The sequence below is a fragment of the Curtobacterium sp. NPDC090217 genome, assembly GCF_044746705.1.
In the GTDB taxonomy this organism is placed as follows: Bacteria; Actinomycetota; Actinomycetes; order Actinomycetales; family Microbacteriaceae; genus Curtobacterium.
Map to the genome: position 1 here is coordinate 563,853 of NZ_JBIVCR010000001.1, position 17,270 is coordinate 581,122.

The window sequence follows — 17,270 nt, forward strand, 5'->3', positions numbered from 1 at the left end:
CCAACCGAGCGCGCGTCATCGAGGACGATGCTCACGGGCGGGCGTCCACTGCCGTCATCTGCTCGGAGATCGACCAGAGGCGTGCCGCGGTCTCCGGGTCCTGCGCCTGCTTCGACCGGCCGATGACCTCGGCTCCGCCGCGCATGTGCATCATGCGCTGCGGTCCGACGAAGGTCCCGCCGGGCAGGTCGGCAGTCGCGGCCAGGAGGGACGGCAGCGCACCGTCCTCCGGCTCCTGCCCGAGGATCGGGACGAGACGGTCCCACAGGTTGGGGCGCTGTCCGGCCGGTCGCTGGTAGATGGCCGTCTTCACCAGGCCGGGGTGGGCGGCGAACGCGCGCACGTGCGAACCCGAGGTCAGGAGGCGCCGGTCGAGTTCGGAGGTGAACAGCAGGTTGGCGAGCTTGGAATCGGCGTACGCACGGCCGGCGTTGTAGGTGCGCCGGTACCAGTCGAGGTCGGTGAGGTCGAGCCGGGCCATGCGCTCCGCTTGGGAGGCGACGGTGACGACCCGGTCGGTGATCCGCGGCAGGAGCAGCGTCGTCAGCAGGAAGTGCCCGAGGTGGTTCGTCCCGAACTGGAGTTCGTGCCCGTCCGCCGTTCGCTGCAGGTCCTTGGACTCGACCCCGGCGTTGTTGACGAGGATCGCGACGGGCTCGTCGACGCCGCCCGCGAAGGCCTCGACCGTCTCGAGCCGGGCGAGGTCGAGGTGACGAACCCGGTGGGTTCCGCGTGTGCCGGGGAGGTCGGATGCGACCGCGCGCCCCTTCTCCTCGTTGCGGACCGCGAGGATGACGCGCGCTCCTGACGCCGCCAACGCGACTGCGGTCGCTCGGCCGATGCCGCTCGTGCCGCCGGTGATGATCACGGTCTCGTCGGTCGGCGCGCGACCGGTCCTGATGTCGTCCATGTCGCCAATGTAGACAGTGACCACTTTGTTGTCAACGCCTACACTGGGGTCATGAGTGGGCAAGCACGTCCGTACCATCACGGGTCACTCCGACAGGAGCTCGTGCGGGAAGGTCGTGCGCTCCTCATCGAAGAAGGGGAACAAGCCGTGACGGTCCGGGAGCTCGCCCGCCGCGTCGGCGTCAGTCACGGGGCACCGTTGCGGCACTTCCGCGACCGCAGCGCCGTCCTCGACGCGATCGCCGCAGACGGCTTCGACGAGCTGCGCGGTCACCTGGAAGTCGCTCGCGGCACCGGGGACCTCGAAGCTCGTCTCACCGAGTACGTCCGGGCACACGTCCGGTTCGCCCAGCAGAACGGCCCCCTCGTCCAGCTGATGTTCACATCGACCGACGACGGCTCGCGCACCGAGCGCGACCCGGAGTCGCAGTCCGCGGCGGAGCGGTTCTTCGCGCTGGGCGCTGAACTGCTCGGTGAGCGCGACCCGGGGTCGATGGGCCCGGTTCCCTTCCTGCTCGCGGCGACGACCGAGGGCATCAGCGCACTGGCAGCAGCCGGCCGCATCCCGCCGGATCGTGTGGACGAGGTCGTCGTCACGGCCGTGCGGATGCTCCTCCCGCAGATCGAGGAGCAGCTCGGCGGCGCCACCACGGCGTGACGAGCGCCCGGTTCGCCGGGATCCCGTCACGCCGTCAGCAGCGACTCAGACGCGGCCGAGCATCGCCTCGTTGAGGACGGTGCCGCCGAGCATCCAGCCGCCGTCGGCGACCTCGTCGAGGATCACGAGCGTCGTCGGGCGCGCTCGCTCGCCGTACACCTCGACGATGGCGTCCGTGACCGCGTCCTGCAGCTTCTTCTTCGACTCGGCGGTCAGGGTGTCAGCGGGGACCTTGATGTTGACGAAGGGCATGGTGTTCCTCTCGGTTGGGGTGGCGCGGACGGTCCGCGACGAGGACGAGCCGTGAGCCGGACATCAGACCATCCCGCCGTTCGCACGGATCGTCTGGCCGTTGACCCAGTGGCCGTCGGGCCCGGCGAGGAACGCGACGACACCGGCGATGTCCTCCGGCGTGCCGAGGCGCTCGAGGGGTGGGACCTTCGCGAGCGTGTCGATCTGTTCCTGCGTCTTGCCGTCGAGGAAGAGCTCGGTCGCCGTCGGCCCCGGCGCGACCACGTTCGCGGTGACGTCCCGGCCGCGGAGCTCCTTCGCCAGGATCATCGTCATGCCCTCGACGGCACTCTTGCTCGCGGCGTACGCCCCATAGGTCGGGAACTGCGTCCCCACGACCGAGGTCGACATGGACACGAACGCACCACCGGACCGCAGACGACGGGCGGCCTGCTGCGCGACGACGAAGGTGCCGCGGATGTTCGTCCGGTGCAGTGCGTCGAGGACATCGAGGTCCTGGTCGGCGATCGTCGACAGTGCGAGCCGTCCGGCGGAGTGGACGACGACGTCGATGCCGCCGTGGTCGGCCTCGATCCGGTCGAACATCGCGGCGACGGCGTGCTCGTCGGCCACGTCGGCCTGCACGGCGACGGCGCGACCGCCAGCGGCTTCGATCTCCTCGACGGTGGCGGCGGCCGCCGCTGATCCGCTGGCGTGGTTCACGACGACGGTGAAGCCGTCCGCCGCCAACCGGGTCGCGACCGCGCGGCCGATGCCACGGGAGCCGCCCGTGACCACGGCGACGCGTTGTGGAGTGCTGCTCATTGCGGTGCCTTTCAATGATATGCGCTTCTGGTTGCAGCGCTAGCGGCAGATTAGCACGGTTACGATCACTGATAGCACCTGCGCTACGATCGCTCCATGGCCCGATCTGACGAAGCACTCCGGAGCGCGCTGCTCCACGCGGCGGAGGAGCAGCTCATCGCAGCTCCCGACGGGGACATCGCCACCCGTGCCGTCTGCGAAGCGGTCGGCGTGACGCAACCCGTCCTCTACCGCCTCTTCGGTGACAAGCGTGGGCTGCTCGACGCCCTCGCCGACGCGGGACTGCAGCGGTACGCGGCTCGGAAGGCCGAGCTCGAGGTGTCCGACGACCCGTCAGCGGACCTGCGCCGCGGCTGGGACGACCACCTCGCATTCGCACGCGAGCACGCTGCGCTCTACCGACTGATGTTCGCTCCCCGGCCGTGGGCGAGCAGCTCGGCGCGTGACGGCGTGACGGCGCTGCTCGAACGGACGCTGACCCGCTGCGCGGCCGCCGGCATGCTCCGTGTCGACGTCGGAGTCGCGGTGACGATGCTGCTCGCCGCGAACGTCGGACTCGCGCTCGACCGGATGGACACGAAGAGTCGCGACGACTCCGACGACGTCGCCGACGCGCTCCGGAACGCGGTCCTCGATGCGGTGCTCGTGGGCTCGTCCAGCGGGGACCAGCACGACGTCGACGCGGCCTCCCGACGTCAGCTCCGCGCGCGGCTCGAAGCAGGCGGATCGACCGCCCTGCTCCCGGAGGAATCCGCGCTCATGCGGCTGTGGCTCGACCGACTCGATTCCGAGGCGGACTCCCGGTGATCTCCACCTTCCTCGTCGAACACGCACCACTCGTCCGCCCGGCGTTCTGGGTGGCGGTCGCCGTCGCGGCCGCGCTCGCATGGCTCCTCCACCGCCTACGGCTCCGCGGTGTGCTGCTGGGACTGTCCGGGGCGTCGCTCGTCTCGGTGCTCGTGCTGACCCTGCTGCCCGACGGCGCGCGGTCGGGAGGCATCACCTGCACCGTGCAGTTCTCCGCGCCGTTCCAGGGCATCGACACGCTCGCCAACGTCGCGATGCTGCTGCCGCTCGTGCTCTTCCTCGGAACGGCGACGAACCGCCCCCTCGTCGTCCTCGCCGGCGCGGTCACGCTCTCCGCCTCGATCGAGGTCGTGCAGGCCCTCGCGCCGGTGCTCGGTCGTCGCTGCGACACGAACGACTCGTTCATGAACGCCGTCGGAGCACTCCTCGCCGCCCTCGTCGCCCTCGTCATCTGCAAGGCCGATCGACGTCGCAGAACCGCGAGGTCCGCGCTCGGCAGCTGACCAGGGCGCCGCGACGGCCGAGTGGCTACGGCAGGAGCGCGCGGAGCCGCTCGGCGTCGACGGACCCCGCGTCCGCGTGGTGGACCACGAGCGCCAGACCGTCCGTGCCGCTGACCTCCAGACGGTCGCGGTTCAGGGTGAGCGGCCCGACGTGCGGGTGCACGATCCGCACCGTTCCGCTGCTCTGCCCCTGCACCTCGTGCCGCGCCCACAGTTCACGGAACCGCGGATTCCCGGCGAGCGCCGTGATCAGCTCCTCGAAGCGCCGATCCCCGTCGTTGCCGATGACCTGCCGCAAGCTCCCGACGAAGCACTCGGTCACGCTCTCCCAGTCCGGGTACATCGCCTGCTCGGACGGGTCCTCGAACAGGGCGAGCAACTGGTTGCCACCGACGTCGAACCCGGTCGAGAGCGCCCGAGCCCACTCGTTCGACGCGACGACGTCGAAGTGTCGGTCCTCGATGAACGCCGGCTGGTCGATCGAGTCGAGGAGCTTCCGGACGCTGTCCGGTACCTCGGTCGCTCCCTGCCGCGGACGACGGTGCGCCGGGTCGCCGCCGCCGAGGCCGAGCAGGTGCGCACGGTGGTCGTCGTCGAGCCGGAGGACGCGGGCCAGGGAATCGAGCACCTGCACGGACGGGTTCCGGTCGCGCCCCTTCTCGAGCCGCAGGTAGTAGTCGGCACTGATGCCGGCGAGCATCGCCACTTCCTCGCGACGGAGGCCGGGCACCCGCCGGACGCCGATCACGGAGATGCCGGCGACCTCCGGCGTGACGAGCTCTCGACGGGCCCGGAGATACTCCCCGAGGGGGTTACTCCGCCCGGCAGGAGGGCGCTGGTCGAGCGGGGGCCCCGCGGGACCCCCGGGACGAGAGGGCTCTGGGAGCAGGACGTCAGCGCGCATACCGTCGACAACGGCCGACCCCGGCACAGCATTTCGAGAGGACCCACGCATGACCGTCACCCTGATCACCGGCGCCAACAAGGGCATCGGCTTCGCGACCGCCCGCCAGCTCACCGACCTGGGGCACACCGTCTACATCGGCGCACGCGATGCCGAACGCGGTGCCAGGGCGGCCGAGTCGATCGGAGCGCGGTCGGTGCAGCTCGACGTGACCGACGACGACTCGGTCCGCGCCGCCCTCGCCACGATCGACGCCGCCGAAGGTCGCCTCGACGTGCTCGTCCACAACGCGGGCGTGCTCGACACCACGATCGACGGCCCGACCGCCCTCCGCACGTTCGACACGAACGCCGTCGGGATCGTCCGGGTCACCGAGGCCGCGCTCCCGCTCCTGCAGCGCTCCGACGACCCGAACGTCGTCACGGTGTCGAGCAGCCTCGGCTCGTTCTGGGCGGTGACCAACCCGGAGCGCGTCGAGTCGACCCTGCCGTTGCCGCTGTACTCCGCGTCGAAGGCGGCGGCCACGATGCTGACCGTGCAGTACGCGAAGGCACACCCCGCGATCCGGTTCAACGCCGTCGAGCCGGGCCCGACCGCGACGGACATGACCGCGGGGTTCGGCATCGGCCGACCGGTCGAGGAGAGCGCACGGGTCGTCGTCCGCCTCGCGACGCTCGGCGCGGAGGGCCCGACGGGCACCCTCCAGGACGAAGGCGGCCCACTCGCCTGGTGACGGACCGACGGGACCATCATCGGACTGGAGGCACGGTGCGGGCCCGCACCGAGCCTCCAGTCCGGTGGGCACTCGCGACCGTCAGCTCGCGGCGACCACCGAGTAGGCGGTGTCCCGCCCCGCCTCGTGCTCGGTGAGGCGCGCCTGGAGCGCCCCTCGGACGTCCTCGTAGGTGTCCGAGCCGAGCGGCAACCGGAGCGCCGTCGAGCCGGAGTCCACGTGCGCGACGATCGCGGCGGCGATCTTGTCCGGGTCGTTCGGCAGCGGGAACCCGCCGTCCGCCAGCGCGCGCCGGACGTCACCGGCAGGGGTCGCGTCGTACGCCTCCATGACGGGCGCACGGTCCAGCCCGCTCCCGAAGCCGGTCGGCGTCGCGCCGGGCTCGACGATGGTCACGGTGATGCCGAACGGGGCCACCTCGGCGGCGAGGGTCTGCGCGAAGCCCTCGATGCCCCACTTCGACGCGTGGTAGTAGCTGAAGTTCGGGTACGTGGTCTGTCCACCGGCGGTCGAGACCTGCACGATGTGCCCAGAGCCCTGCGCGCGGAGGTGGGGGAGTGCCGCGCGGACGACCCGGATCGAGCCGAGCAGGTTCGTGTCGACGACGCGCTCGATCTGCTCGTCCGACGCCTCCTCCACCGAGGCGAAGACGCCGTAGCCGGCGTTGTTCACGACGACGTCGATCGTGCCGAGCTCGGCGAACGCGCGGTCGACGACCTCGCGGACCCCGTCGGGATCCGTGACGTCCAGCCGCGTGACCCAGAGGCGGTCGCCGAAGCGCTCGCGGAGGTCGTCGAGCACTTCGGGCCGACGGAGCGTCGCCGCGACGCGGTCTCCACGGGCGAGGAGCTGTTCGGTGAGGAGCCGACCGAAACCGGTCGACGTGCCGGTGATGAACCAGGTGGTCATGGTGTCCTTCCACGCCGGGAGTCTCTCGGCGACATGAGCACGGTAGGAGTTCGAGTCGACTCGAGGTCAAGTGCTTATGCTCGGGACATGACGACGACCCAGGAGCGCACCTTCACCATCGGCGAGGTCGGCGAGCAGACCGGGCTCACCACCCACACCCTCCGCTTCTACGAGAAGGAGGGGCTCTTCCCCATGCCGGTGCGCCGCGACTCGGCCGGCCGCCGTGTGTTCTCGGTCGAGGACGTCGAATGGCTGCGGGTCTGCACGAAACTGCGGTCGTCCGGCATGCCGTTGCCGTCGATCCGGGCCTACGTGGAGCTCGTCGTCGCCGGACCCGGGAACGAGCACGAACGGCTCGCGGTCCTCCAGGAGCACGAGGAGAACGTCCGGCGGCAGGTGGCCGACCTGCAGGACGCGCTCGCGGTCATCCACCACAAGGTGGACCTGTACGAGCGGCGGCTCTCCGAGGGCACGGCGGACGGACTGTGGCGGAACGGGCCGGAGTGCGACTGATGCGGAGCCGCCGCTGGAGCCCGACCGGCCTCACTCACTGCGTCCTCAGCGCTCGGCGAGCTGTGCGCGAAGGGCTTCGACGACGAGCGCGTGCTCGACCTCGTCGTTGACACCGGATGCGACTGCGACGCCGACCTGCGTCGCGCCGATGCGGATCGGTACGGCTCCCCCGTTGAACGCGTACAGCATCGGGTCGACCATACGAGCCGTCGCGGGGTCGTCGATGCCGTACGCAGCCATCTGCTCGGCGACCAGGAGCGACGCCTTGTCGAAGCGCCGGACCACCGCGGCCTTCCGGTTCATCCAGCCGTCGTTGTCGGCGGTCGTGCCGGCGAGTGCGGCCTGGAAGACGAGCTGTTCCCCGAGCCAGACGGCGACCGAGATGGTCAGTTCCCGCTGCCGGGCGAGGTCGATGACCCGCTGGCCGACGCTGATCGCGTCGTCGTGTTCGAACGCTGCGAACCGGAGTTCGGTGTCTTCGCGCGTCAGGAGCGTCAGGGTGTCGTTCGTTGCAGGGTTCATCGGGGTCGGTCCTGTTCGGTGAGTGTGGTGCGGATCGTGTCCATGGTGCGCGCGAGCGCGAGGGAGTCGTCGAGCGAGTGCAGCGGCGACTCGGTTCGGCCGTCGATGACGTAGGAAGCGACTGCGGCCGCCTCGTACGCGAGCCCGGCTCGGCCGGTGGTCGCACGGAGCGTCGTCAACGCAGTCGCGATCGCCCCGCTCCGACCGGTGAGGATCGTGGCGGATTCGACGTCGACCCCGTCCGCCGTGCTGCCGGTGGTGGTGAGGGATGCGGGATGGCCGATGGCGAACTGTGCGAACCACAGCGCGTACACGCCCATGTCGAGGAGCGCCCCGCCGCCTTCGGCCGGGTCGAACATGCGGCCAGGGCCTCCTGGGTCGACCATCCAGCCGACCGCGGCGTCGGCGAGCCGGACGTCGCCCAGGGCCCCGTTCCAGATCAGCTCCTCGAGCACGTGGAAGCCCGGTTGGTAGCGGGTCCACATCCCCTCGGCTGCGAAGACACCGGCCCGTCGTGCTGCGGCGGCGACCGAGCGTCCTTCGGCAGCGGTGAGGCCGAGCGGCTTCTCGATCAGGACCGGTGTCCCGGCCTCGATGGCGGCGAGTGCTCCGGCGTGGTGCTGTCGGTGCGGTGTCGCGACGTACACGATGTCCACGTGCGGGTCGGCGGCCATGGCCTGCGCGTCGGTGAACACGCGCTCGACGCCGTGCTCGCGGGCGAACACCGCTCCGCGATCAGCCGAACGTGACGTGACCGCTGTCACGCGCTGCGCCGTGTGGGCGTGGAGCGCGTCGGAGAAGTCCGCAGCGATCTGCCCGGTGCCGATGACTCCCCACCGGAGCCCCGGGGTGCCGTCGAGCGACGGGCCGCGCACGTCGGGGAAGACCGTCTCGCTCATCGCAGCGCGACCGGGTAGTCGATGTAGGCGAACGCGTGACCGTCGGGCGCCCAGCTGTTGACGTTGATGGTTCCCTGCCCGCCGTTGAACGCAGCGACGACGACACCGTGCTGCCAGTCGTCGCCGGTGACGAGGACCAGATGGACCGCCTTGTCGGCCGGATGTCCCGCGGTGCCGTCGGGGAAGCTGAGGTACACCGCTCGTTCCCCGGTTGGGTCAATGTGCGGGAACCAGTTCACCCGCTCGTCGAAGGTGAGCTGCTCGAGCTCCGTGCCGTCGGGTCGGATCCGGGCGATCTGCGCACGTCCCGGTTCGAACTGCTCGGTGTTGCAGTAGATCCACGTGCCGTCGGGGTTGTACTCCGGCCCGTCAGCGGGGCCCGGGTGGGTGGTGACGGCGCGGTCGCCCGTCCCGTCGACGCCGATCTCGTGGATGGTCGCGCTGGCCCACCAGTTCCCTCCCGCGGGGGTGAGGCGCACGTAGGCCAGGGTCGATCCGTCGGGTGAGACACCGTGCAGGAAGTGCAGGGCGCCGTCGTCAGGGGTGATCCGTCTGGCCGTTCCGCCGGCGAGCGGTGCCCCGTACACGTGGAAGTCGTTCGCCGAGACGAAGACCCGGTCCTCGGTCGGATGCAGGACGTGGTCGTTGTTCAGTGCGGGTACGCCGTCGATGTGCACGGGTGCTGGCGCAGCGGAGCCGTCGGCCGGCAGGCTCCAGAGCACACCGTCGCCGTTGACGACGAGGTGCTCGTCGCGCGTCCAGTTCGGCGCCTCGAAGAGCGTCTCCGCGCTCTCGAAGACCGTCCTGATCGCACCGGACCGGACGTCGTACACACGGACCCGGCACTGCTGCCCCGGCAGGAGCCGACGTTCCGGGACGGACGTCTCCTCGGCGGTCACGCGAGCACCGATGCGTGCGCTTCGATCTGCGCCTTCGCCTGGTCGATCGTGTCCAGGATGGAGACGGTCTCCGCGAGCGTGTGCAGTGGCGATTCGGTGCGCCCTTCGCCGACGTACCGGGCGAGCGCGGTGGCCTCCCACGACAGCGCCTGGAACAGGCGCAGGCCCGTCTCGTCGGTGTACTGCAGATCCACCCCCTGGTCCGGCGCGTTCGGGTCGTTGGCGAGCACCCGGAACGAGGACGGCGTGTACAAGAACGAGTCGAACTCGATGCGCGCGTCGGACCCGGAGATCGAGGCCCGCGTCGGGGTGTTCGTCAGCATCGACGTCGTCACGGTCGACTGCTTCCCGACGCCGTGGCCGAGCACCAGGGTCGAGAAGGCGTCCACCCCGGTCTCGGTGAGCCCTCCGGCAGCGAGCACCGACGTCGGCGCACCGAGCACCATGGAGTCGAACTGGACCGGGTAGATGCCGAGGTCCAGCAGCGCACCGCCACCCAGCTCAGGCCGGTACAGCCGGTGCTGCGGATCAGCGGGGATCGCCTGCCCGTGGTCGGCGTGCACCGTGTGGACATCGCCGAGCGCGCCGTCCGCGAGGAGCTTCCGGACGACGGAGGTCTGCGGCAGGTACCGGCTCCACAGCGCCTCCATCGCGAAGACTCCGGCTGCGGACGCTGCGTCCACGAGCTGCTGCGCTTCACCCGCGGTGAGGGCGATGGGCTTCTCGACGAGGACGTGCTTGCCCGCGGCGATGGCGAGGAGCCCGAGCTCGAGGTGCTGGCTCTGCGGGGTGGCGATGTAGACGACGTCGACATCGGGATGGGAGACCAGTGCCTCGTAGTCGTCGAGCGCGTGCTCGATGCCGTGCCGGGCTGCGAAGGCGGCCGCTCGTTCGGCGGACCGCGACGCGACGGCGGTGAAGCGCTGTGCGGTGTGCGCGTGGGCGGCGGCGACGAACTCGCCGGCGATCCACCCCGGACCGAGCAGACCCCACCGCAGCGCGGGTTCGCCGGAGTTCGGGAGCAACAGATCGGGCTCGGGAAGCGAGGTGAGCGGCATGCGTCGTCCTGTCGTCGAGTCGGGTGCGGCGACGATGCTCGATCGGGCGTCGGGCGACTTCGCCGCTGGGGGGTACCAATTCTGTTTAGCACGAGATAACCTCTCGCATCAGTGAGGTTAGCACGAGCCAATTTCGCGAGCCCGACTCAAGGAGGCGTCGATGTCGACGAGGATCCCCGTACATCCGTTCACCACCGCTGTGGCCACGGCACGCGTCAGCAACTGGTACATCGCAGCGATCGGCCTGGCACAGTTCGGCATCTTCCTGGCGATCCTGACGCCGGTGATGGTGAGCATGCAGTTGAAGGCGCAGGTCCTCAACCCGGACAACCCAGCCCAAGTGCTCGCTGTCGTCCTGCCGGTCGGGACGATCGGTGCGGTCATCGGCAACCCGCTCTGGGGCATGCTGAGCGACCGCACCCGCACCCGCTGGGGTCGCCGGAAGCCGTGGCTGCTCGGCGGCGTCGTCGTGCTCGCCCTCGGACTGGCCTGGGTGTCCGTCGCTCCGGACGTCGTCATCCTCGCCATCGCGTGGCTCGTCTGCCAGACGGGTTCGAACGCCGCGTTCGCCGCGCTCGTGGCGAACTTCGCCGACAACGTCCCCGAGCACCAGCGCGGCAGGGCCTCGAGCGTGCTCGGGCTCGCTCAGAACGTGTCGATCCTCGCCGGCACCTACGTCGCCGCCTGGTTCGCGTGGAGCCTGCCGCTGGTCTTCATCCTGCCGGGACTGTTCGGGGTGCTCTGCGTCGTCGTCTACGTCCTGGTCACCCCGGACCGTCTGCCGGAGCAACGGCCGAAGCCCTTCAGCTTCCTCACCCTCGTCAACACCTTCTGGACCAACCCGATCAAGAACCCCGACTTCGGTCTGGCCTGGTGGTCGCGGTTCCTGATCACCCTGGCCTCGTTCCTGTTCACCACCTTCCGGCTGCTCTACATGGAAGACCACCTCGGTCTCTCCACCGCCGACGCGGTCCCGGCTGTCGCCACCGGCGTGTTGATCTACACCATGACGCTCTTCGTCGCGATCGCGATCTCCGGCTGGCTCTCCGACGTGCTCCACCGACGGAAGGTGTTCGTCGCGGGTTCGACGGTGCTGTTCGGTGTCGGACTGGTCGTCCTCGCGTTCGCCACCGACCTCAGCCACTTCTACGTCGCCGAAGCGGTCATGGGATTCGCGTACGGCATCTACGTCGCTGTCGACAACGCACTCGTCGTCGACGTCCTGCCCGATCCCGAGAAGCCCGGCAAGGACCTCGGCGTGATCAACATCGCCAACTCCCTGCCGCAGTCGGTCGGTGCGGCCATCGGCCTCTTCCTCCTCGGGATCTGCGGCGGCACCCAGAACTACCCCGTGCTGCTCTGGGGTGCCGGCATCATCGCTCTCATCGGGGCGGTGGTCGTCCTGCCGATCAAGAAGGTCCGCTAGGACGCACCGCTGCGACGGTGCGGGGCGGATGCACATCCGACCCGCACCGTCGAGACTGCGAACACTCAGCGCGGAGACGCGCCGCTCGACGCACGAACGGTGAGCGCCGTCGCGGTGAGCACTTCCACCGGTTCCGTCGCACCGTCGTCGAGACGATCGACCACACGAGCCATCGCGGCCGCAGCAGTGACGTCGACGTCCTGTCGGATCGACGTCAGACGGTTGTAGGAGAGCGCAGCGACGTAGCTGTCGTCGAACCCCACGACCGAGATCTCCTCCGGCACCCGAACGCCGAGCTGCGCGAACGACGCGAGGACCGCAGTCGCGTGGAGGTCTCCGCAGCAGATCACGGCAGTGGGGCGCGTCGTCGCGGGCAAATGCGCGAGTTGCCGAGCGACCGCGGCGCCGCTCTCTTCGTCGAAGTCCGACACGAGCACGTTCACGTGACTCCCGAGGCCCGCGTCCTGCATCGCCGTCCGGTACGCCTCCGCACGGTCGCGACCGACGACACCACCGCGACCACCGGCGTAGGCGATGTCCCGGTGCCCCGCCTCGACGAGGTGGTCGATGGCCAGGCGCAGGCCGCGATCCTCGTCGACACGGACGTTGTCGACCCCGGCGATGCTCGCCCGCTCGCCCATCCAGACCACCGGGATCTGTTCCACCGCGTCCGCCAGGCCGGCCGCACCCGGGTCCGGGTTGAACGCGATCAGGGCTTCGACGCGCTGCGCCATGAGCTGCTCGATGACCGCGTCGTCGGAACGGTCTCCGCTCCGCGCGCCGAGCACCAGTCCGTACCCGAGTGCCGCGGCCCGGCTCTCGAGCTGTTCGACGAACCGCACCTCGAACGGGTTCCGCATCGCGAACAGCACGCCGATCAGGTGCGTGCGTCGCTGCCGCAGCAGGCGAGCCGACGCGTTCGGCCGGTAGCCCAGGTCCTCGGCCGCGGCCAGGATCCGGTCGCGTGACTCCGCGCTCGGCCCCGGTGCATCACGCAGGACCAACGAGACGAGTTGTCGCGACACACCGACGTGGACCGCGATGTCACGCATCGTCGGCATTCGTCGACGATGCGTCTCGGTCTCCGGGCTCACCGTCTCAGTTTGGCACGGGCCAATACATCGCAGGGTGCGGGAGGGCGGCGAGGCCCTGGGCTTCGACGACGGCGATGTCGCTGTCCTCGTCGCCGTCGTGCAGTCCACCCGACGGATGATCCGATTACTCGAGGATCTCCTCGCGACCGCGCGGACGCGATCCGAGGCGTTCACCGACAGGGATGTCGACGTCGCGGACCTGGCGTCGAAGAGCGTCACCACGGACGTCTGACGCGGCTCGTGACGGACGGGAGGCACGGTGCCAGCTGGCACCGTGCCTCCCGTCATGCGCACCGAGGCGTGGTCGCCGGATCAGCGGTCGATGGAGGCCATGTTCGCCTCGTCGTGGCGCGCGCCGGCGGCAGGAGTGAGGCTGACCAGTCGCTCCAGCTGCGAGGGTGACAGCTCGATGCCGTCCGCGGCGGTGTTCTCCTCGACACGCTGCACCCGGCGGGTGCCCGGGATGGGTGCGATGTCGTCGCCGCGGGTGAGCAGCCAGGCGAGGGCAGTCTGGGCGGGCGTCGCCCCAATCTCGGCGCCGATGGCGGGGAAGTCGTCGACGGAGCGGATCTGTCCGGTGAGGAGGCCATGGCCGAGGGGCGAGTAGGGCACGAGGCCGATCCTCGCAAGCAGATGGAGGTCAACTTCTTCGGCCCCCTCAACGTCACGCGCGCGATCCTGCCCGTGATGCGCCAGCAGCGCAGCGGCCACGTGATCACGATCGCCTCGACCAGGTCGAGGTGAAATGGCGGCAACACGCATGCCGGACGGCGGTTCGTCACCCGACTCACTGTTGTGAGAGGTGTCCCGTCAGGGCATCCCGCCGTTGCGCGGAGTCAGCGAGCATCAGACTGTGACTACCTCGACGACCGCCTTGGTCCACCCTGCACGTCCCGACTCGCCACGAGCCCCTCGGGTGGCGCTGTTGCTGGGGTCACTGGGGTTCTTCCTCATCACGCTCGACATCCTGATCGTCAACGTCGCACTCACGACGATCGGCCGTGAGCTCGGTGGCAGCACATCAGGTCTGCAGTGGGTCATCGACGCTTACACGCTGCTCTTCGCGTCTCTGCTGCTGTTCGCGGGGAACCTGTCGGACCGCATCGGCGCGAAGCGTGCCATCGGATGGGGCATCGCCGGCTTCCTCGTCGCCTCGGTCGCCTGCGCACTCGCGCCGACACTCGGTGCTCTGATCGCAGCGCGGGCGGTACAGGGCGCGGCGGCGGCGGTCATGCTGCCGGCGTCGATGGCGCTCATCCGCGAGGCGTTCCCCGACGCCCGCGAGCGCGCTCACGCGCTCGGGATCTGGGCGGTCGGCGGTGCGGTCGCCGGAGCCGTCGGACCACTTCTCGGCGGTGCGCTGACGACGATCGACTGGCGGCTCGTGTTCGCGATCAACCTCCCGGTGTGCGCCGTCATGCTGAGCCTGCTGGTGAAGGTGGCACCCTCACCCCGACGTCCCAGCCGGTTCGACCCTGCCGGTCAGGTGCTGGCGCTGCTCACCCTCGCGGGGCTCGTGTTCGGCCTCATCGAAGGCGGCGCACACGGCTTCTCCGCCTGGTACGTCGTCACCGCACTCGTGATCGCCGCTGCATCGCTCGTCGGGTTCGTCGCCGTCCAGGCGCGCGGTCGGCACCCGATGATGCCGCTCGACTTGTTCCGGTCGAGCGGGATGCGGATCGCGCTCGGCGTCGGGTTCGCGTTCATGGTCGGCAACTTCGGCAGCGTCTTCGTACTGAGCCTGTACCTGCAACAACACCTCGGACTGTCGCCCTTGCTCGCCGGCTTGGTGTTCCTCCCGTCGGCCGCGTTCAGCATCGTCGGCAACATCGTCAGCGGTACCCTCGCCAACCGCTTCGGTGCCCGCGTTCCGGTCGTCGCCGGCTTGACGACGATGGTCCTGGGTCTGGTGGTGATGATCGTGCTCGCGCCACTCGGTTCGTGGATCGCCGTCGCGGTCTGCACGATCCTGACCGGCGCGGGCGGTTCCGTAGCGATGCCGCCGGCAACCTCCGTGGTGCTCGCGAGCGTCCCCGCCGAGCGGTCCGGCACTGCGAGTGCCGTGTTCAACACGTTCCGGCAGGTCGGCGGGGCAGTCGCCATCGCTGTCTTCGGCGCGCTCCTGGCCGACCGGGCGCACTTCGTGGCCGGCACCCAGGTCAGCTTCGTCGTCGCCGGAGCCGTGATCCTCGTGGCCGCGGTCGCCGCCACCCGCATCCGGACCGCATGACGAACGGGCGATCGCGACTGGTCGTCAGAGGTTGGTCTGGTCGGCGACGCGAGCGGCGTCCCGCCGTTCGGTGGCGTCGATCGTGCCGAGCAGCCGGAGGGCGTCGGCGGTCGGTGAGCCGGGCTCGGCCGTGTAGAGCAGGAAGCTCAGGGCAGGGTCGCTCATCAACCGGGAGCCTTCGAAGTAGAGGTCGAGCGCGCCGACCACCGGGTGGGTGAAGTGCTTCTCCCCGGTCGCGTGCCGGCGGACGTCGTGGGCACCCCACTTCGCGCGGAACTCCGGGCTCAGGGTGGAGAGCTCACCGATCAGGTCCTGCAGGTCCCGGTCGTACGGGTCGTGTCCCGCGGCAGCGCGGAGGATCGCGACGCTCTGGTCGGCGGCGACGTCCCAGTCCGGGTAGAACGCGTCGGACCACTCACGGTCGAGGAACGCCGCCCGGGCGAGGTTCGGCCGTTCCGTCTTCCGGAACAGGTCGGCGTAGAGGGCTCGTCCGAGGGCGTTCGCGCCGAGGATGTCGAGGTGGTCGTTGCGGATGAACGCCGGACCGCCGGTGAACGCGTCGAGGGTGTACTGCAGGCCGATGCGGAGCGTCTTCGGTGTCGAGGAGCGGCGGCCGGCGCGCACTGGGGAGGCGTTCGCGGCGCGCGCCAGGTCGAACAGGTGATCGCGTTCGGCATCGTCGAGCAGCAGCGCCCGAGCCACCGCCTCGAGCACACCGTCGGACACGCCCGCGAGGCTGCCGCGCTCGAGGCGGGAGTAGTACTCCACGCTGACGTCGGCGAGCATCGCGACCTCGCCGCGGCGGAGACCCTCGACCCGTCGGTTCGGACCCGCTGGGAGGCCGACCTGCTCGGGACGCACCCGCGCGCGCCGGCTGACGAGGAAGTCCTTCACGTCGTCGCGGTTCGAGCTCATGCAGTGACCCTACGAGGGTGCACGTCCAAGAGGGACGCACTACCAGGGAACCCCTCACGGCAGCGTCCGCGACGACCATCGACCCCGACAGCACGAGAGGGGAACACCATGCAGCACCGCACACTCGGTCGCTCCGGCACCGTCGTCTCGTCGATGGCGCTCGGCACGATGGACTTCGGGACGATGACCCCGGAAGAAGACGCATTCGCCGTCCTCGACGCCTACGTCGACGCGGGCGGCAACTTCATCGACACCGCCAACGTCTACGGCGGCGGGAAGTCCGAGGAGACCCTCGGCAAATGGTTCGCCGCCCGCCCGGCAGAAGTCACCGACACCATCGTGATCGCGACGAAGGCTCGGTCGCCGCTCGGTCCGGGCATCAACGACCAGGGCAACTCCCGCCGGCACCTCGACCGCCAGCTCAACCAGTCGTTGCGGCGCCTCGGACGCGACAACGTCGACCTCTACCAGCTGCACGCCTGGGACCCGATCACCCCGGTCGAGGAGACGTTCTCGTTCCTGCGGGACGCGATCAGTGCCGGCAAGATCCACCAGGTCGGCATCTCCAACTTCACCGGCTGGCAGCTGCAGCTCATGGTCTCCACCGCGAAGGCGATGGGTGTTGACGCACCCGTCACCATCCAGCAGCAGTACAGCCTGCTGTCCCGAGAAAGCGAGTCCGACGTGTTCGGCGGCGCCGCGTACAACGGCCTCGGCATCCTCGCGTGGTCACCGCTCGCCGACGGCTTCCTGACGGGCAAGTACCGCCGGGACAGCAACCCGAGCTCGGGCACCCGAGCGAGCTCCGACAACCCGGTGTACGAGTACACGGCGTCCTACCGCGCCGCAGATCCGCAGACGTGGGACGTCGTGGACGCGCTCGTCGCCGCTGCCGCCGAGATCGGTCAGAGCCCCGCGCGAGTCGCGCTGAGCTGGCTCCACGACCGCCCCGGCATGACCGCCCCCATCATCGGAGCTCGGAACACGGAACAGCTCCACGACAACCTCGCTGCCGCTGACCTGCACCTCGACGACGCGATCCGCGACCGCCTCGACGCCGTCAGCGCGCCGAAGGTCGGCCAGTACCCGTACGGCCCGTTCGGTGCCGCCCAGCGCGCCAGGAGCGTCGACGGTGGTGTGCCGCTGATGGACACCATCCGGGCCGCGCAGTGACGCCGACCCGATGACGGACGGGAGGCGCGGTGCCAGCTGGCACCGCGCCTCCCGTCCGTCAG

General features: G+C 70.0%; 22 protein-coding genes. 10 read left to right on the forward strand and 12 right to left on the reverse strand.

Annotation, left to right across the window (positions count from 1 at the left end):
• Window positions 1-31: 31 nt before the first annotated feature.
• A complete protein-coding gene (locus tag ACIPJ2_RS02880) occupies window positions 32-910 on the reverse strand; it encodes an SDR family NAD(P)-dependent oxidoreductase (RefSeq protein ID WP_402727476.1) in 879 nt (292 codons plus the stop codon).
• Window positions 911-961: 51 nt separating this feature from the next.
• Here ACIPJ2_RS02880 and ACIPJ2_RS02885 point away from each other — a divergent pair, with 51 nt between their 5' ends.
• Window positions 962-1,567 (forward strand): TetR/AcrR family transcriptional regulator, encoded by a 606-nt coding sequence (locus ACIPJ2_RS02885; RefSeq protein ID WP_402727477.1) that lies wholly within the window; start codon window positions 962-964, stop codon window positions 1,565-1,567.
• A gap of 45 nt (window positions 1,568-1,612) precedes the next feature.
• On the opposite strand, the gene ACIPJ2_RS02890 is transcribed toward ACIPJ2_RS02885, so the two are convergent.
• Both ACIPJ2_RS02890 and ACIPJ2_RS02895 read right to left on the reverse strand, forming a co-directional pair.
• Window positions 1,613-1,819: a tautomerase family protein gene (locus ACIPJ2_RS02890; RefSeq protein ID WP_402727478.1), complete on the reverse strand. Its 207-nt coding sequence runs from the start codon at window positions 1,817-1,819 to the stop codon at window positions 1,613-1,615.
• A 63-nt stretch (window positions 1,820-1,882) separates the two neighbouring features.
• Window positions 1,883-2,623: an SDR family oxidoreductase gene (locus ACIPJ2_RS02895; protein WP_402727479.1), complete on the reverse strand. Its 741-nt coding sequence runs from the start codon at window positions 2,621-2,623 to the stop codon at window positions 1,883-1,885.
• Window positions 2,624-2,719: 96 nt separating this feature from the next.
• Between ACIPJ2_RS02895 and ACIPJ2_RS02900 the strand changes: the two genes are divergently transcribed.
• Together ACIPJ2_RS02900 and ACIPJ2_RS02905 are read left to right on the forward strand one after the other, a co-directional pair.
• Complete coding sequence (locus ACIPJ2_RS02900) at window positions 2,720-3,430, forward strand: TetR/AcrR family transcriptional regulator (protein ID WP_402727480.1); 711 nt, start codon at window positions 2,720-2,722, stop codon at window positions 3,428-3,430.
• Complete coding sequence (locus ACIPJ2_RS02905) at window positions 3,427-3,933, forward strand: VanZ family protein (RefSeq protein ID WP_402727481.1); 507 nt, start codon at window positions 3,427-3,429, stop codon at window positions 3,931-3,933. The genes ACIPJ2_RS02900 and ACIPJ2_RS02905 overlap by 4 nt, the downstream gene beginning before the upstream one ends.
• Before the next feature lie 25 nt (window positions 3,934-3,958).
• On the opposite strand, the gene ACIPJ2_RS02910 is transcribed toward ACIPJ2_RS02905, so the two are convergent.
• Entirely contained in the window at window positions 3,959-4,822 is an 864-nt protein-coding gene (locus tag ACIPJ2_RS02910) for a helix-turn-helix transcriptional regulator (RefSeq protein WP_402728307.1), read from the reverse strand.
• A gap of 64 nt (window positions 4,823-4,886) precedes the next feature.
• On the opposite strand from ACIPJ2_RS02910, the gene ACIPJ2_RS02915 reads away from it, so the two are divergent.
• Entirely contained in the window at window positions 4,887-5,570 is a 684-nt protein-coding gene (locus tag ACIPJ2_RS02915) for an SDR family NAD(P)-dependent oxidoreductase (protein WP_402727482.1), read from the forward strand.
• A gap of 81 nt (window positions 5,571-5,651) precedes the next feature.
• Here ACIPJ2_RS02915 and ACIPJ2_RS02920 read toward each other — a convergent pair whose 3' ends face one another.
• Entirely contained in the window at window positions 5,652-6,479 is an 828-nt protein-coding gene (locus ACIPJ2_RS02920) for an SDR family oxidoreductase (protein WP_402727483.1), read from the reverse strand.
• 87 nt (window positions 6,480-6,566) lie between these two features.
• Here ACIPJ2_RS02920 and ACIPJ2_RS02925 point away from each other — a divergent pair, with 87 nt between their 5' ends.
• Window positions 6,567-6,992 carry a MerR family transcriptional regulator gene (locus ACIPJ2_RS02925; RefSeq protein WP_402727484.1) on the forward strand — a complete coding sequence of 142 codons (426 nt, stop codon included), beginning with the start codon at window positions 6,567-6,569 and terminating at the stop codon, window positions 6,990-6,992.
• 45 nt (window positions 6,993-7,037) lie between these two features.
• On the opposite strand, the gene ACIPJ2_RS02930 is transcribed toward ACIPJ2_RS02925, so the two are convergent.
• From ACIPJ2_RS02930 to ACIPJ2_RS02945, 4 genes are read right to left on the reverse strand one after another with little or no spacing between them, the layout of a single operon-like run.
• Window positions 7,038-7,514 (reverse strand): heme-degrading domain-containing protein, encoded by a 477-nt coding sequence (locus ACIPJ2_RS02930; protein WP_402727485.1) that lies wholly within the window; start codon window positions 7,512-7,514, stop codon window positions 7,038-7,040.
• Complete coding sequence (locus ACIPJ2_RS02935; RefSeq protein WP_402727486.1) at window positions 7,511-8,413, reverse strand: Gfo/Idh/MocA family protein; 903 nt, start codon at window positions 8,411-8,413, stop codon at window positions 7,511-7,513. The genes ACIPJ2_RS02930 and ACIPJ2_RS02935 overlap by 4 nt, the downstream gene beginning before the upstream one ends.
• Window positions 8,410-9,312: a TolB family protein gene (locus tag ACIPJ2_RS02940; RefSeq protein WP_402727487.1), complete on the reverse strand. Its 903-nt coding sequence runs from the start codon at window positions 9,310-9,312 to the stop codon at window positions 8,410-8,412. The genes ACIPJ2_RS02935 and ACIPJ2_RS02940 overlap by 4 nt, the downstream gene beginning before the upstream one ends.
• Window positions 9,309-10,370: a Gfo/Idh/MocA family protein gene (locus tag ACIPJ2_RS02945; RefSeq protein WP_402727488.1), complete on the reverse strand. Its 1,062-nt coding sequence runs from the start codon at window positions 10,368-10,370 to the stop codon at window positions 9,309-9,311. Before ACIPJ2_RS02945 ends, ACIPJ2_RS02940 begins: the two co-directional genes overlap by 4 nt.
• 160 nt (window positions 10,371-10,530) lie before the next feature.
• Between ACIPJ2_RS02945 and ACIPJ2_RS02950 the strand changes: the two genes are divergently transcribed.
• Entirely contained in the window at window positions 10,531-11,796 is a 1,266-nt protein-coding gene (locus ACIPJ2_RS02950) for an MFS transporter (protein ID WP_402727489.1), read from the forward strand.
• 65 nt (window positions 11,797-11,861) lie between these two features.
• Here the strand turns inward: ACIPJ2_RS02950 and ACIPJ2_RS02955 are convergent, their stop codons facing one another.
• Window positions 11,862-12,848 (reverse strand): LacI family DNA-binding transcriptional regulator, encoded by a 987-nt coding sequence (locus ACIPJ2_RS02955; protein ID WP_402727490.1) that lies wholly within the window; start codon window positions 12,846-12,848, stop codon window positions 11,862-11,864.
• Here ACIPJ2_RS02955 and ACIPJ2_RS02960 point away from each other — a divergent pair.
• A complete protein-coding gene (locus ACIPJ2_RS02960; RefSeq protein ID WP_402727491.1) occupies window positions 12,838-13,122 on the forward strand; it encodes a hypothetical protein in 285 nt (94 codons plus the stop codon). The genes ACIPJ2_RS02955 and ACIPJ2_RS02960 overlap by 11 nt on opposite strands.
• Before the next feature lie 80 nt (window positions 13,123-13,202).
• Here ACIPJ2_RS02960 and ACIPJ2_RS02965 read toward each other — a convergent pair whose 3' ends face one another.
• The gene (locus ACIPJ2_RS02965; protein WP_402727492.1) at window positions 13,203-13,502 is read right to left on the reverse strand and encodes an aldo/keto reductase; all 300 of its coding nucleotides are present in this window, start codon (window positions 13,500-13,502) and stop codon (window positions 13,203-13,205) included.
• A gap of 21 nt (window positions 13,503-13,523) precedes the next feature.
• On the opposite strand from ACIPJ2_RS02965, the gene ACIPJ2_RS02970 reads away from it, so the two are divergent.
• Entirely contained in the window at window positions 13,524-13,634 is a 111-nt protein-coding gene (locus ACIPJ2_RS02970) for an SDR family NAD(P)-dependent oxidoreductase (protein WP_402727493.1), read from the forward strand.
• A gap of 172 nt (window positions 13,635-13,806) precedes the next feature.
• Window positions 13,807-15,120 carry an MFS transporter gene (locus tag ACIPJ2_RS02975; protein WP_402727494.1) on the forward strand — a complete coding sequence of 438 codons (1,314 nt, stop codon included), beginning with the start codon at window positions 13,807-13,809 and terminating at the stop codon, window positions 15,118-15,120.
• A gap of 24 nt (window positions 15,121-15,144) precedes the next feature.
• On the opposite strand, the gene ACIPJ2_RS02980 is transcribed toward ACIPJ2_RS02975, so the two are convergent.
• On the reverse strand, window positions 15,145-16,035 hold the full coding sequence (locus tag ACIPJ2_RS02980; RefSeq protein WP_402727495.1) for a helix-turn-helix transcriptional regulator: 891 nt from the start codon (window positions 16,033-16,035) through the stop codon (window positions 15,145-15,147).
• 108 nt (window positions 16,036-16,143) lie between these two features.
• Here ACIPJ2_RS02980 and ACIPJ2_RS02985 point away from each other — a divergent pair, with 108 nt between their 5' ends.
• Window positions 16,144-17,208: an aldo/keto reductase gene (locus ACIPJ2_RS02985; protein WP_402727496.1), complete on the forward strand. Its 1,065-nt coding sequence runs from the start codon at window positions 16,144-16,146 to the stop codon at window positions 17,206-17,208.
• Window positions 17,209-17,270: the final 62 nt, after the last annotated feature.